Source organism: Streptomyces stelliscabiei (genome assembly GCF_014873495.1).
GTDB lineage: Bacteria > Actinomycetota > Actinomycetes > Streptomycetales > Streptomycetaceae > Streptomyces > Streptomyces bottropensis.
In genome coordinates this window covers 8,285,101-8,298,632 of record NZ_JADBGF010000001.1, presented here as the reverse complement: position 1 = coordinate 8,298,632, position 13,532 = coordinate 8,285,101, and the positions used below count along the sequence as shown (strand labels likewise).

At 73.9% G+C, this 13,532-nt stretch carries 9 protein-coding genes; 2 read left to right on the top strand and 7 right to left on the bottom strand.

What is annotated here, in order from left to right:
- Positions 1–65 precede the first annotated feature (65 nt).
- A complete protein-coding gene (locus H4687_RS36455; RefSeq protein WP_050399342.1) occupies positions 66–1,664 on the top strand; it encodes a CocE/NonD family hydrolase in 1,599 nt (532 codons plus the stop codon).
- Positions 1,665–1,819: 155 nt separating this feature from the next.
- Here the strand turns inward: H4687_RS36455 and H4687_RS36450 are convergent, their stop codons facing one another.
- Both H4687_RS36450 and H4687_RS36445 read right to left on the bottom strand, forming a co-directional pair.
- On the bottom strand, positions 1,820–2,563 hold the full coding sequence (locus H4687_RS36450; RefSeq protein ID WP_046917937.1) for an amino acid ABC transporter ATP-binding protein: 744 nt from the start codon (positions 2,561–2,563) through the stop codon (positions 1,820–1,822).
- Positions 2,564–2,779: 216 nt separating this feature from the next.
- Positions 2,780–3,226 carry a DUF6278 family protein gene (locus H4687_RS36445; protein ID WP_046917936.1) on the bottom strand — a complete coding sequence of 149 codons (447 nt, stop codon included), beginning with the start codon at positions 3,224–3,226 and terminating at the stop codon, positions 2,780–2,782.
- Between the two features lie 183 nt (positions 3,227–3,409).
- Here H4687_RS36445 and H4687_RS36440 point away from each other — a divergent pair, with 183 nt between their 5' ends.
- A complete protein-coding gene (locus tag H4687_RS36440; protein WP_046917940.1) occupies positions 3,410–5,200 on the top strand; it encodes an SGNH/GDSL hydrolase family protein in 1,791 nt (596 codons plus the stop codon).
- A 31-nt stretch (positions 5,201–5,231) separates the two neighbouring features.
- On the opposite strand, the gene H4687_RS36435 is transcribed toward H4687_RS36440, so the two are convergent.
- From H4687_RS36435 to H4687_RS36415, 5 genes are all read right to left on the bottom strand, one after another.
- Positions 5,232–6,011 carry an exodeoxyribonuclease III gene (locus H4687_RS36435; protein ID WP_046917935.1) on the bottom strand — a complete coding sequence of 260 codons (780 nt, stop codon included), beginning with the start codon at positions 6,009–6,011 and terminating at the stop codon, positions 5,232–5,234.
- Between the two features lie 71 nt (positions 6,012–6,082).
- Positions 6,083–6,718, bottom strand: coding sequence for an MBL fold metallo-hydrolase (locus tag H4687_RS36430; protein WP_046917934.1), 636 nt, complete (start codon positions 6,716–6,718; stop codon positions 6,083–6,085).
- Between the two features lie 60 nt (positions 6,719–6,778).
- Positions 6,779–8,077 (bottom strand): bifunctional 3-oxoadipate enol-lactonase/4-carboxymuconolactone decarboxylase PcaDC, encoded by a 1,299-nt coding sequence (gene pcaDC / locus H4687_RS36425; RefSeq protein WP_046917933.1) that lies wholly within the window; start codon positions 8,075–8,077, stop codon positions 6,779–6,781.
- Between the two features lie 245 nt (positions 8,078–8,322).
- Positions 8,323–10,590, bottom strand: coding sequence for an SWIM zinc finger family protein (locus H4687_RS36420; protein ID WP_050399341.1), 2,268 nt, complete (start codon positions 10,588–10,590; stop codon positions 8,323–8,325).
- On the bottom strand, positions 10,587–13,433 hold the full coding sequence (locus H4687_RS36415) for a DEAD/DEAH box helicase (RefSeq protein WP_050399359.1): 2,847 nt from the start codon (positions 13,431–13,433) through the stop codon (positions 10,587–10,589). Before H4687_RS36415 ends, H4687_RS36420 begins: the two co-directional genes overlap by 4 nt.
- Positions 13,434–13,532 lie beyond the last annotated feature (99 nt).

Sequence of the window (13,532 nt, the reverse complement as noted above, 5' to 3'; positions counted from 1 at the left end):
TTACTTCCGGTAAGGGCGTCCGGTTACCGTCGGGTCACTTTGCACTTACACGAGTGAGGCGACCCATGAGACACCAGCACGGCACCACCTCGCGTACGGCCAGGGCGCTGCGGACGAGCGCCGCGGGCGCCGTCTCGGCCACCCTGATCGCCGGCACGGCCCTCGGTCTCGCCCCCGCCGCCCAGGCGGCGTCCGGCTCCACCGCCGCCCCCACCACCCGCTTCGTGGACATCGCGGGCGACGGCGGCACGGTCCTCAAGGCCAATGTCGTCGCACCCGCCGACACCTCGCGCGCCTACCCGCTCCTCGTGCTGCCCACGAGCTGGGGCCTCCCGCAGATCGAGTACCTGGCCCAGGCTCGGGAACTGGCCGACGCCGGTTATGTCGTGGTCAGTTACAACGTCCGCGGCTTCTGGGAGTCCGGCGGGTACATAGAGGTCGCGGGCCCACCCGACACGGCCGACGCCTCCAAGGTGATCGACTGGGCCCTCGCCAACACCCCGGCCGACGCCGCGCACATCGGCATGGCGGGGCTGAGTTACGGGGCCGGCATCAGTCTGCTCACCGCCGCGCACGACAAGCGGGTCAAGGCGGTGGCCGCGCTGAGCGGCTGGGCGGACCTGATCGACTCGATCTACGGCGGGCGCACCCAGCACCTCCAGGCCGGCGCCCTGCTGGACGGCGCGGGACGGATCACCGGCCGCCAGGGCCCCGAGATCCAGCAGATCTTCAAGAACTTCTACGCCTCCGACCTGACGACGGAGGAGGAGATGATCGCCTGGGGGAAGAAACGTTCCCCCGAGACCTATCTGGACCAGCTCAACAGCAACGGCACGGCCGTCATGCTCGCCAACGCCTGGGGCGACTCTGTCTTCCCGCCCAACCAGTACGCCGATTTCTACGAGAAGCTCACCGGCCCCAAGCGGCTGGAGCTGCGCCCCGGCGACCACGCGACCACGGAGTTGACCGGCCTGTTCGGACTGCCGAACGACGTGTGGACGGACACGCGGCGCTGGTTCGACCGCTATCTCAGGGGCAACGACAACGGCATCGACCGCGAGCGGCCCGTCCGGCTCAAGTCCCGTACGGGCGGCGCCTTCGAGGGCTATCCCGACTGGAAGTCGGTCACCGCGACCCGTCAGAAGATCGCCCTGACGAGCGGCACCACGATCCGCGCGAACGTCGACTCGGGCGCGAACGGCGGGATCGTCTTCCTGTCCAGCATCCTGGACCAGGTGGCGCAACTCCCGCCCGTGGCCTCGATCCCGCTGCTGCCGCGCCGCTGGGCGGCCGTGTGGCAGTCGGAGAAGTACGCGACGACGCAGGCCGTGCGCGGCACCGCGAAGCTGCACACCACGGTGACCCCCACCAAGGAGAGCGGCACCCTCGTCGCCTATCTGTACGACGTGGGCCCGCTCGGCCTCGGCAAGCTGGTCAGCCACGCGCCGTACACCTTCCACGGCGAGACGCCCGGCGAGTCCTTCGGCCTGGACCTGGACTTGCTCTCCACGGCCTACGACGTTCCGGCGGGCCACCGTCTCGCCCTGGTCGTCGACACGGTCGACCCGCTCTACATCGAGCACAACCCGACCGGCGCGCAGCTGACCTTCTCCTCGCCGCCGAACGACCCGTCGTACGTGTCGATCCCGCTGCGCGAGCAGTGATCTCCGGCTGCCGCCGGACGGGCCTGGCCCCTGGCCGCCGCCTGTCCGGCAGCGGCTTCCCTGTTTCGGCCGGGGTGGCGTCCACGGCCTCGCTCACCCCAAGTGGATGAACCGCTCATCGTAGTCGAGGCCCGCGCCCGGTCCGGTGGCGGAGGTCAGTGCTTGAGGATCTTGGAGAGAAAGTCCTTGGCGCGGTCGCTCTCCGGGTCCGTGAAGAACGCGTCCGGAGCGCGGTCCTCGACGATGCGGCCGTCCGCCATGAAGACGACACGGTTGGCGGCGGAGCGGGCGAAGCCCATCTCATGGGTGACGACGACCATGGTCATGCCCTCGCGCGCCAACTGCTGCATGACCTCCAGGACTTCGTTGATCATCTCCGGGTCGAGGGCCGACGTCGGCTCGTCGAACAGGAGGGCCTTGGGATCCATCGCCAGGGCGCGGGCGATGGCCACGCGCTGCTGCTGGCCGCCGGAGAGCTGCGCCGGGTACTTGTCCGCCTGGTCGGCGAGGCCCACCCGGTCGAGGAGTTGGCGGGAGCGTCGGTCGGCGTCCTCCTTCTTCCTCTTGCGGACCTTGACCTGACCGAGCGACACGTTCTGCAGGACCGTCTTGTGCGCGAAGAGGTTGAAGGACTGGAAGACCATGCCGACGTCCGCGCGCAGCGCCGCGAGGGCCTTGCCCTCGTCCGGCAGCGGCTGCCCGTCGAGCAGGATGGTGCCGGAGCGAATGGGCTCCAGCCGGTTGATCGCCCTGCACAGCGTCGACTTCCCCGACCCCGACGGGCCGATGACCACGACCACCTCCCCCTTGCCGACGGTGAGGTCGATGTCCTGCAGGACATGCAGCTCGCCGAAGTACTTGTTCACGTCGTGCATCTCGATCAGCGGATCGACCGCCATGCCCTGCCCGCCCTACTCGCTCTCGGCCGTGCGATGGTGTGCCATGTCGTGTCGTGCCCAGGCGTGGCCTGCCCCGGCGTGTCGTGCCCTCGCGTGTGTCGTGTCGCAGGTGCCGCAAACTATCCGGACGGCCGTGCCCCCCGTACACGACACGCTCGGCCGTGGATTAGCCGTATTGTCGGGGACCGGCGGCGGCGTGGGCATGGTGAGGGACCGTCAGCTCTCCGCGACCTCCGCGTACAGCTGGGAGAGTTCCGGCGCGCCGCTCGCGGCCCACTCCTGGCCGGCCGCGACCACGTCGATCTCACGGCCGGACACCAGCCGCACCACGGGCTGCCCGTTGGGCCAGATCTCCCAGCGGGCGCCGGGGACGGTCCGTACGACGACCGTGCCCAGATAGAGCCCGGCGTCGTTGCCGAGCCAGGCCGCCGTCTCCTCGTCGTCGCGCCAGCGCGGGACGAGCTGGTCGAGGGCTTCCAACGAGGACGCGGAATCGTCCAGTCGCACACCTGCCTGGGCTGCCTGAGCGCGCAGCAGTTCGCATTCGGCGAGGAGTTCGGCGAGGCCTTCGTGACCGTCGTCGTCACCGTCGCCGGTGAACACCGCGACCCCGAAGGCGGGACCACGCCTCTTGCGCCAGTTGCCCAGGAAAGAGATGTTCATGCGCTCAGCGTGTCATCCACCTCACCCCCGGCACCACAGGCGCGCGGGTCCCCCTGTTCGTCGGGAGTTCGTTCGCCGTTGACGCACGCCTCATTGACGGGTTCCTGACGCCTCTTTAGGTTCATGACACATCAGTCGCCTCGTCACCGTACCGATGCCACATCCGTCATCATCGTCGCCATCATGGTCATCAGCGAACGGGAGGGGTCCCGCGTGCGCCTACGCGTCTGGGGAACGGCCTGCGTACTGGCACTCCTGGCGACAGCCGCGCCGGCCGCCACGGCCCGCGCCGCCGACGCCGGAGGGGGCGAACCGGCGCCGCTGGAACGTCTCTTCGACAACCGTGCGGTCAGCGACGACGCGCGGCCCGCCGAGGCCGACTTCGACGGACGCGGCGGTTCACTCTCCGCCGACGACCTGACGGCCGCCGGGTGGACGCCGGGGCGCGCGCTGACCGTGCAGGGCGCGCGTCTGACCTGGCCGCGCCGCGCGGCGGGCGAGCCCGACAACGTACGCGCCGCCGGCCAGTCGGTCCGCGTACGGGGCCGGGGCGACGCCCTCGCCTTCCTCGTCGCCGCCACGGGCGGCACCGAGGCGACCGGCACCGGGACGGTCCGGTACGCGAACGGCGCCCGCACCGCGTACCGCCTCACCGCGCCCGACTGGCGCACCGGCCCGCTCGCCACCAAGGCCGTCGCGCTCCCCCACATCAACACCCCCGGCGGTCAACTCGCCGAGAAGGCACGGCTGTACGTCGTCACGGTGCCGGTCGGGCGGGGCCGCGAGGTCGCCTCCGTCACGCTGCCGCGCAACGGCGACCTGCATGTGTTCGCCCTCTCCGTCCGCCCCGAGTCGCGCGGCTGGACCGGCGGTTGGGCCGCGTCCACCTCCGGCTACACCGCCGTCGGCCCCTGGACCGACCGGACTTTGCGGCTGGTGGTGCACACCTCGGCGGGCGGGCCCCGGGTGCGGATCCGGCTCGACAACACCTTCGCGTCGACGCCGGTACGGGTGGGGAGCGCGACGGTGGCGTTGCGGGCGGAGGGCGCCGCCGCGCGCAGCACGCCGGTGGCGCTGTCGTTCGGGGGCGTGGCGGGCACCCGGATCCCGGCGGGGGCACAGGCGTTCAGCGACCCGCTGGGCTTCGAGGTGCCCCCGGACACCGACCTCCTGGTGAGCTTCCATCTGCCGGACACGGTGACGGCCGCGCCCGTGCACCGGCTGGCCCAGCAGACGTCGTACGTGAGCGGGCCCGGCGACCACGCGGGCGAGACCTCGGCGGCGGCGTACACCTCGACGGTGACCACCTGGCCGCTGCTGACCGGGGTGGACGTGGGCGGCGGCCCGGGTTCCGTGGTCCTGCTCGGGGACTCGATCACCGACGGCGAGAAGGTGACGGTCGACGCCGACCGACGGTGGCCGGACGTGCTGGCCGGGCGGCTGCGGGACCAGGACGAGGTCCCGCGCTACGGCGTCCTCAACCAGGGGATCTCGGCGAACCGCGTGGTCACCGACCGCTATCCCGGCGACGGCGTCTCCGCCGACACGGGCGGCGTGAGCGCCCTGCACCGCCTCGACCGGGACGTCCTCGCCCAGACCTCCGCCCGTACCGTCGTCGTCTTCCAGGGCGTCAACGACGTCCGCTGGGGCACGACGGCCGGCGAGGTCGTCGCCGGTCTGCGGGAGATCGTGGCCCGGGGGCACGAACGGGGCCTGCGCGTGCTGGTGGCGACGATCGCGCCGTGCGAGGGAGAGGCCCGCTGCACGGCCGCCGCGGACGCCGAACGTGTCGCGGTGAACGCGTGGATCCGGGGCGGCGAGGACGTCGACGGCGTCCTCGACTTCGACGCGGTGCTGCGCGACCCCGACCACCCGGCCAGGCTGCTCCCCTCGTACGACAGCGGGGACCATCTGCATCCGAACGAGGCGGGGCTGGCGGCGCTGGCCGGGTCGGTGGACCTCACGCTCCTGTGAGCGTGAGGGGCCTGAGCGTGGGGGCGTGGGTCTACACCTCCAGGTCCACCACGACCGGCGCGTGGTCCGAGGCGCCCTTGCCCTTGCGCTCCTCGCGGTCCACGTACGAGTCGGTCACGGACTTCGCGAACGCCTCGTTGCCGTACACCAGGTCGATGCGCATGCCCCGGTTCTTGGGGAAGCAGAGCTGGCGGTAGTCCCAGTACGTGAACGGGTGCTCGTACTTCAGGGGACGGGGGACGACGTCGCTCAGGCCCGCCTCGCGGAGGGAGGCGAGGGCGGCGCGCTCGGCGGGGGTGACATGGGTGAGGCCCTCGAAGGCGGCGACGTCGTACACGTCGTCGTCCGTGGGCGCCACGTTGTAGTCACCCATCACCGCGAAGGGACGGCTGCCCGCGGCGTCACCGGCGACGGCGGCCTTGAGGGCCTCGAACCACTGGAGCTTGTACGCGTAGTGCGGGTGATCGACCTCGCGGCCGTTCGGCACGTACACCGACCAGACGCGGACCGGGCCGCAGGTCGCGGAGATCGCGCGGGGCTCCACCGAGCCGTCGTACCCGGGGTCGCCCGGCAGGCCCTTGACCACGTCCTCGATGCCGACGCGCGAGATCACCGCCACGCCGTTCCACCGCCCCGTGGCGTGCACGGCCGCCTCGTAGCCCGCCTCGCGCAGGGCGTCGAGCGGGAAGCCGGCCTCGGCGATCTTGGCCTCCTGGAGGCAGAGCACGTCCGTGCCGCTGCTCTCCAGCCAGGCCAGGAGCCTCGGGAGGCGGGCGGTGATCGAGTTCACGTTCCAGGTCGCGATGCGCATGTTCCCCAACCTACCGGGCGGGTCCGACAGCGCCGGTCCCGCCCGTTCGCGGGCGGGGACATGCGCCCGGCTCAGACGTCCGCCGAGGCACCGGGCGCCAGGCGCAGGTGCTCCGCGCCGCCCAGGGCGCCGATCTGGCGGTCGTAGATGGGGCGGGCGAGGTCGGTGAGGAGAGCGTCGTGGATGTCGTACGCGCGGTGCGGCTTCACCTCGCGGACGTAGTCGATGACCTCGGAGATCTTGCTCCAGGGGGCCATGACGGGCAGCATCAGCGTCTCGACGGCGTGGTCGGGGACGGTGAGGGCGTCGCCGGGGTGGAAGACGCGGCCGGCGTCGACGAGGTAGCCGACGTTGGTGATGCGGGGGATGTCCGGATGGATCACGGCGTGCAGTTCGCCGTGGACCTGGACGTCGAAGCCCGCGGCCGTGAACGTGTCTCCGTGGCCGACGGTGTGCACCCGGCCGGGGAAGGCGGCGGAGACCTTCTCGGCGACGGAGCGCAGCGTCCAGATCTCGGCGGCCGGGTTGCCCTCCAGGGCCGCCCGCAGCCGTCCCTCGTCGAAGTGGTCGGGGTGCTCGTGCGTGACCAGGACGGCGTCCGCGCCGGCCGCGGCGTCCTGCTCGCTGAACCCGCCCGGGTCGATGACGAGCGTGCGTCCGTCCTTCTCCAGACGGACACAGGCGTGCGACTTCTTCGTGAGCTTCATGGGTCCATCCTGCCCCCGCCCACCGGTGCCGGGCCCCCGGAGGCCGGCCGCGGTCCGGCCTCACTCGTCGGGGGTGGTCTCCTCACGGATGACCTGCTGGGCGACCCGGAAGGCGCTGTTCGCGGCCGGCACCCCGCAGTAGACGGCGGCCTGGAGGAGGACCTCCTTGATCTCGTCCGGGGTGAGGCCGTTGCGCAGGGCCGCACGAGTGTGGAAGGCCAGTTCGTCCAGGTGGCCGCCGGCGACGAGCGCGGTCAGCGTGACGCAGCTGCGGGAGCGGCGGTCGAGACCGGGCCGGTCCCAGATCTCGCCCCAGGCGTAGCGGGTGATGAACTCCTGGAAGTCGCCGGAGAACTCGTCCGCCGTGGCCAGCGCCCGGTCGACGTGCGCGTCCCCGAGCACCTCGCGGCGGACCTTGAGCCCGGCGTCGTACGGGTCGGGTCTCCCCAGCGCCTCGGGCTGGGCGGCGGCCGGGGCGATCGCGGCGACGGGCCCCGCCTGCGGCGGCACGGCGGCCAGGGCCGGCTTGACCGGGGTCGCCGGGACGGCGACCTGGCCGGTGGTGGAGTCGTAGGCGGGTTGCCAGGCCGTGGAGAAGTGCCGGACCAGGAGGTCGGTGACGGCGGCGGGCTGCTCGACCGGGACGAGGTGCGAGGCGCCGGGGACGACGGCGAGGCGGGCGTCCGGGATGCCCGCGACGAGCGTGCGGGCCTCGGCGGGGCCGGTGACCTGGTCGTCGGAGCCGACGAGGACGAGGGTGGGGACGCCGATGCGGCCGAGTTCGGCGCGCACGTCGAAGGAGGCGAGCGCCTCGCAGGCGGCGATGTAGCAGCCGGGGTCGGTGGTGCGGACCATCTGCACCGCCCACTCGGTGATCGCGGGCTGCGCCGCCGCGAACCCGCCGGTGAACCAGCGGTCCGGGGACGTACGGGCGATCGGGTCGAGGCCGTTCGTCCGGACGATCACTCCGCGCTGCCGGAACTCGTCGGCCGTGCCGAAGCGGGGCGAGGCGGCGATCAGCGCGAGGGAGGCGAGGCGCTCGGGGTGACGCAGCGCCAGCTCGGCCCCGATGGCGCCGCCGAGCGCGCAGCCCGCGTAGCCGAAGCGCTGCACCCCGACGGCGTCGAGGGTGGCCAGCAGCCGGGCGGCCAGCTCGGTGACCGAGCCGCCGGGGTACGCGGGGGCACCGCCGTGGCCGGGCAGGTCGAAGCGGAAGATCCGCCACTGCTTGGCCAGTTCGGGGACCTGCCGGTCCCACATGTGCCAGGTCGTGCCGAGCGAGGGTCCGAGGATCAGGACCGGGGCGTCGTCCGGCCCGTCGAACCGGTACTGGAGGGCGGGGGTCTGCGTCTCACTCACCGCTCCACGCTAACGTCCCTCGGCCCGTGCTCGGTCCCGGGCCCCCGAATCGGCCCGGACGACTCCCGAACATCAGCGGGCAACTCTCACATCGTCTTCACCTGAGCGCAGGTCACGGGGCGGGCGCGCGGTCCGCGCCGAGCCCCGGTCCACGGAGTCGAACACATTTCCCCGCGTGTCGCGTGTCGTGTCGCGCGGCCCGCGGCACGTTCGGGGTCGCCGGATCGCGTGCGGGCCGGGACGCGTCAGTCGTCGGTCGCTCCCAGGCCGGTCAGCGCGCCCACCGGGTCGAGGTCCGGGGTGCCTCTCGGCCACCAGTCGTCGTGGCCCGGTTCGGACTCGTACGCGTACCACAGGCCGTCGCGGCCGAGGCGGAGTTGCACGTGGCCGCGGGGATGGGTGAGGTGGTTGCGCCAGGGGCGGAAGGCGGGCAGGTCGGCGGCGAGGAGCAGGGGGCGGGCGCGGTCGAAGCGGCCGGCCGGCGGGTCCCAGGGTTCCTCCAGGACGGTCAGCGCTTCGAGGCCGCCCTGCCGCCAGGCGGCGACCGCGCGGGCCAGGTCGGCCGGGGTGCGCCCGGTGGCGGCGGCCAGGGACGAGTACAGGGCGCGGGTCGTGGCGGTGAGACCGGAGCCGGGGCGGGCGGCGGCGAGTCGTACCGCGTCCTGCCACAGCGTCAGTTCGGCGACCGGGTCGCGGCCCGTGGTGAGCAGCGTGTGCGCGCGGGCGGCCGCGTCGGTGGCCAACTGGTCCAGCGCGAAGGGGTCCGGGCCGCCGGGCGCGGCCGGGTACACCGGCGGCTGTTCCGGGTGCGGCGGCGGGGGCAGCGGGGCGGGCAGCGGAGGGAGGGTGCGGGGCGCGAGGGCGTCGCGGGCCCGGATCCCCGGCTGTGGGATGGGCTCCTGCTCCTGGGCGGCACGCGCGGCGCGGGCCGCGTTCCGCCGCGACAAGGCGTCCAGCAGCTCCCGCTCGCCCCGGCCTCGCAGCAGCAACAGGACGAACGGGTCCTCGTCCAGCAGTCGCGCCGTCTGGTAGCAGAGCGCGGCCGCGTGCTTGCAGGGGTGCCCGAAGTCGGGGCAGCTGCAACGGGGTTCCAGCTCACCGGGTCCGGGCAGCAGGCGCACGCCGCGTCCGGACCTGGGGGTGGCTCCGGATGCGGGTCCGGGTCCGGGTCCGGGTCCGGGTCCGGGTCCGGGTCCGGGTCCGGGTCCGGGTCCGGGTCCGGGTCCGGGTCCGGGTCCGGCGAGCGTCTGGGGCAGTTCCTTGTCCAGCAGCGCGGCGATGTGGGCCGGTTGCTCCGCCGCCGCGTCCAGGAAGCGGTCCCATTCGTCGTCGTCCAGTGTCCGCAGGCGCAGCTGGACCCGGTAGGGCCGAGCCCTGCTGCCGTGCACGTACGCCAGCACCAGCCCCGGTGTGACGGTGATCGCGTCCACCCGCCCCTTGTCGGCGTACGCCCGCCCTCGCGCCAACCGCGCCGGGTCCAGCGCGCCCTCCTCCAGCGCCGTCACCCACGCGTTGCCCCACCAGCTCTCCGCGAACGCCTCCCCGGCCGAGGGGCGCGGCGGGAACGGGCGGAAGGTACGCCGCAGTTCACCGTCCCGGGAGGGGGCGGCCATGGTGCGGGGGACACGGCCGCCCGGCGGTGGGGACGGGCGGGGTGACGGTGCCCCAGGAGTCTCAGGTGACTCGTCAGGTGCCCAACCTGGTTCATCTCGCAGCACCTTCGGGGCCTCCGTCTCCGGACCCGGGTCCGCCGTCTCCTCGCTCATGGTGTCCGGACCCGGCATGGAGGTCCCGGCAGGTTCGCGTGCCGCCTCGGAGGGCAACTCGAAGGCGTCGGCGAGCAGTTCGCGTACGTCCCCCACCCGGCCGGCCGAGGCCCGGTCGCGTCCCGTCGCCGCGCGCCGAGGAGTCCGGCCCTCCCCGGCGGTGGCCTCGGCGCGCGTGGTCACGGCCTCGGACCGGGCCCGGTCCGTGGCCTCACGGGCCGCCCGCAACGCCTCGCGGGCGATGTCACCGGGGCGAGGGGCGGGCCTGCTTCCCTCCCCCGTCGACGCGCCCGGGCCGGGCCCGCCGGTGAACGGGGGGTCTCCGGGATCGGCGGAAGCACGCTCCGCTGGCCGCCGACCCGCAGCGCCCAGAGCACCCGCAGCGCCCGGCGTCAACGGCCCGTCCTCGCGCGGCCGTTCCGTCGGCTCCCCCTCTTCCGGCTCCCCCTCTTCCAGCTCTACCGCTTCCGGCATCACCGCCGGCTGGTCGAGGCCCGCCGCCCGGGACCGCGCGGCCCGGCGCAACGCGTCCCGTGCCGCGTCACCCGGCCGAGCGGCGGCCTCGCGAGCCGTCCGGGCCACGGACGCACCGCCCGCCGCCGACTCTTGCGGGTCCTCGGCCTCGGCGCCGTACCTGTCCCGCTCCCGCGCCGCCCGCAAGGCCCGGCGGGCCGCGTCGGCGGGCCGGGCCCCGGCCGCGCGATCCGGCCTCTCCTCGCCCGCCGGTGTCTCCTCTTCCCCGCTCACGCCGACCTCCGCAACGACACCAGGTCGGTCAGCTCCCGGTCGGTCAGCTCCGTGAGGGCCGCCTCGCCCGAGCCGAGGATGGCGTCGGAGAGGGCCCGCTTGGACTCCAGCATCTCGGCGATGCGGTCCTCGACGGTGCCCTCGGTGATGAGCCGGTGCACCTGGACGGGCTGGGTCTGGCCGATGCGGTAGGCGCGGTCGGTGGCCTGCTCCTCCACGGCCGGGTTCCACCAGCGGTCGAAGTGGACGACATGACCGGCGCGGGTCAGGTTCAGTCCGGTGCCGGCGGCCTTCAGGGACAGGACGAGCACCGGGGTCGCCCCGCTCTGGAAGCGGTCCACCATGTGTTCGCGGTCCTTGACCGGTGTGCCGCCGTGCAGCAGCTCGACCGGGACGGCGCGGGCGGCGAGGTGCGCGGTGATCAGACGGGCCATGCCGACGTACTGGGTGAAGACCAGCGCGGAGCCGTCCTCGGAGAGCAGCGTGTCCAACAGCTCGTCCAGGAGGGCCAGTTTGCCGGAGCGGGCGGCGAACCGGTCTCCGGTGGCGCTGTCCGGCTCCTCCTTGAGATACAGCGCCGGGTGGTCGCAGATCTGTTTGAGGGCTCCGAGCAGTTTCAGGACCAGGCCCCGGCGGGCGATGCCCTGCGCCGTCTCGATGGCGAGCAGCGACTCACGGACCACGGCCTCGTACAGCGCGGCCTGTTCGCGGGTGAGGGGGACGGGGTGGTCGGTCTCCGTCTTGGGCGGGAGTTCGGGGACGATGCCCGGGTCGGACTTCTTGCGGCGCAGGAGGAAGGGGCGGACGAGCCGGGCGAGACGGGTCACGGCCTCGTCGTGGCCGGGGTTCTCGCCGTTCTCCACGGCGCGGGCGTGGCGGGCGCGGAAGGACTTCAGCGGACCGAGGAGCCCCGGTGTCGTCCAGTCGAGGAGGGCCCACAGCTCGGAGAGGTTGTTCTCGACCGGGGTTCCTGTGAGGGCGACGCGCGCGGGGGTCGGGATCGTGCGCAGGGCCTTCGCCGTCGCCGAGTAGGGGTTCTTGACGTGCTGGGCCTCGTCGGCGACGACCATGCCCCAGTCCTGCTGGGCCAGGCGCGGGGCCGTCGAGCGCATGGTGCCGTAGGTGGTGAGGACGAAACCGCCTTGGAGGTCGTCCAGGGTGCGGTCGGGGCCGTGGAAGCGGCGCACGGGCACGCCGGGGGCGAAGCGGGCGATCTCGCGCTGCCAGTTGCCCAGCAGGGAGGCGGGGCAGACGACCAGGGTGGGTTCGGGGCGGGCCCGGCGCAGATGGAGGGCGATGACCGTGATCGTCTTGCCGAGGCCCATGTCGTCGGCGAGGCAGCCGCCGAGTCCGAGGGAGGTCATGAGGTCCAGCCAGGCCAGGCCCCGGAGCTGGTAGTCGCGGAGGGTGGCGGACAGGCCCGGGGGCGGGTCGACCGGGCCGACGCCGGCCGTCAGGCGGTCGCGCAGGGCCGCCAGGGCGCCCACCGGCACGGCCTCCACCGTCTCCCCGTCGACCTCCGCGGTGCCGGAGAGGGCCACGGACAGGGCGTCCACCGGGTCGAGGAGGCCCAGCTCGCGTTTGCGGGCCTTGCGGACGAGGGCGGGGTCGACGAGGACCCACTGGTCGCGCAGGCGCACGATCGGGCGGTGGGCCTCGGCGAGGGTGTCCATCTCGGCCTCGGTGAGCGGGTCGCCGCCGAGCGCCAACTGCCAGCGGAAGCGCAGCAGTTCCTCGCCCTCGAAGAAGCCGGTGCCGTCCGTGGCGGAGCCGGGCGCGGGGCGCACCTCGGCGCGGGCGCTCAGGTCGTGGGCCAGGTCCCTGGGCCAGTGCACGGCGACGCCGGCCGCCCCGAGCCGGGTCGCGGCGACGCCGAGCAGGTCGGACAGCTCGTCCTCGGACAGGGCGAGGACGTCGGGCACGTCCTGTTCGCAGAGCCGGTCCAGGGGCTGCCAGACACGGGCGGCGCGCCGGACGGCAAGGGCGGCGTCCACGCGTGCGCGGGGCCCGAACGCCGCGTCCGCGTCCCCGGCCCACAGCGCGGCGGCGTCGACGACGAGGGTGGGGTCGGCGAGGCTGTGCACCTGGACGACCGCCGCGCCCGCCCGCAGGGCACCTTCGCTGTCGTCGAAGAGGTCGTGCGCGGCCAGGTCCAGCCGCAGGGAGACGCGTACGCCCGCGTCCATGCCGGCGGCGACCTCGGCGGCCCAGTCACGGGCCTGCGGCAGCCGCTGTCCGGTGTGCGCGGCGAAGGGTTTCCCGGAGACGTACGGCGCCGCCGGGCCACGCGGCAGTGTGTCGGCGACCGCGTCCAGGAAGGACCGCAGCAGGGGTTCCGGTTCGGGCAGCCGCAGTGGGCCCCTGCCGGGCAGCGGGACCGCGTGGCCCTCGTACGGCAGTGCGGCGGCGACGGCCCTGAGGTGGGCGATGTCGTCCGGGTCGAGCGGTCCCGCCCGCCATGCGTCGTACCCGTCGGCGGTCAGGCCCGGCAGCAGCCGCCCCCGGGCGACCAGGCGCAGCGCGTGCAGCGCGGCCGCGCCCCAGCAGGCCGTGGCGGGGTGGGCGGCGGGGTCGCGGCGGGCGCGGGTGAGCAGGGGGAGGGCTTCGCCGACCGTCACGTACCGGGCGGGGACGGTGCCTCTGCGCGCTCCGGTGCCGTGCTGTCGTACGACCGTGAGGTCCTCGGTGTCTCCCGGTGGCGGCTCGCCGCCCGCCGGGTCCCAGAACGCGAACCGGCCGTGGCGGGGCAGCGGGGCCGGGAGGAAGACGGCCGCCAGCCGGACGGGCACGGCCGGCCGCGCGGGGACGGCCGTGCCGGCCTCGGGAGCAGCCCTGTCCCCCATGTGTCCGGTCACCCGCCTTCGGTCGCGGGAGCCGCCTGGGGTGCGGCTCCGATCAACTGCCTCCGACTCTACGGGCGGGGTACGACAATCGACGCCGGC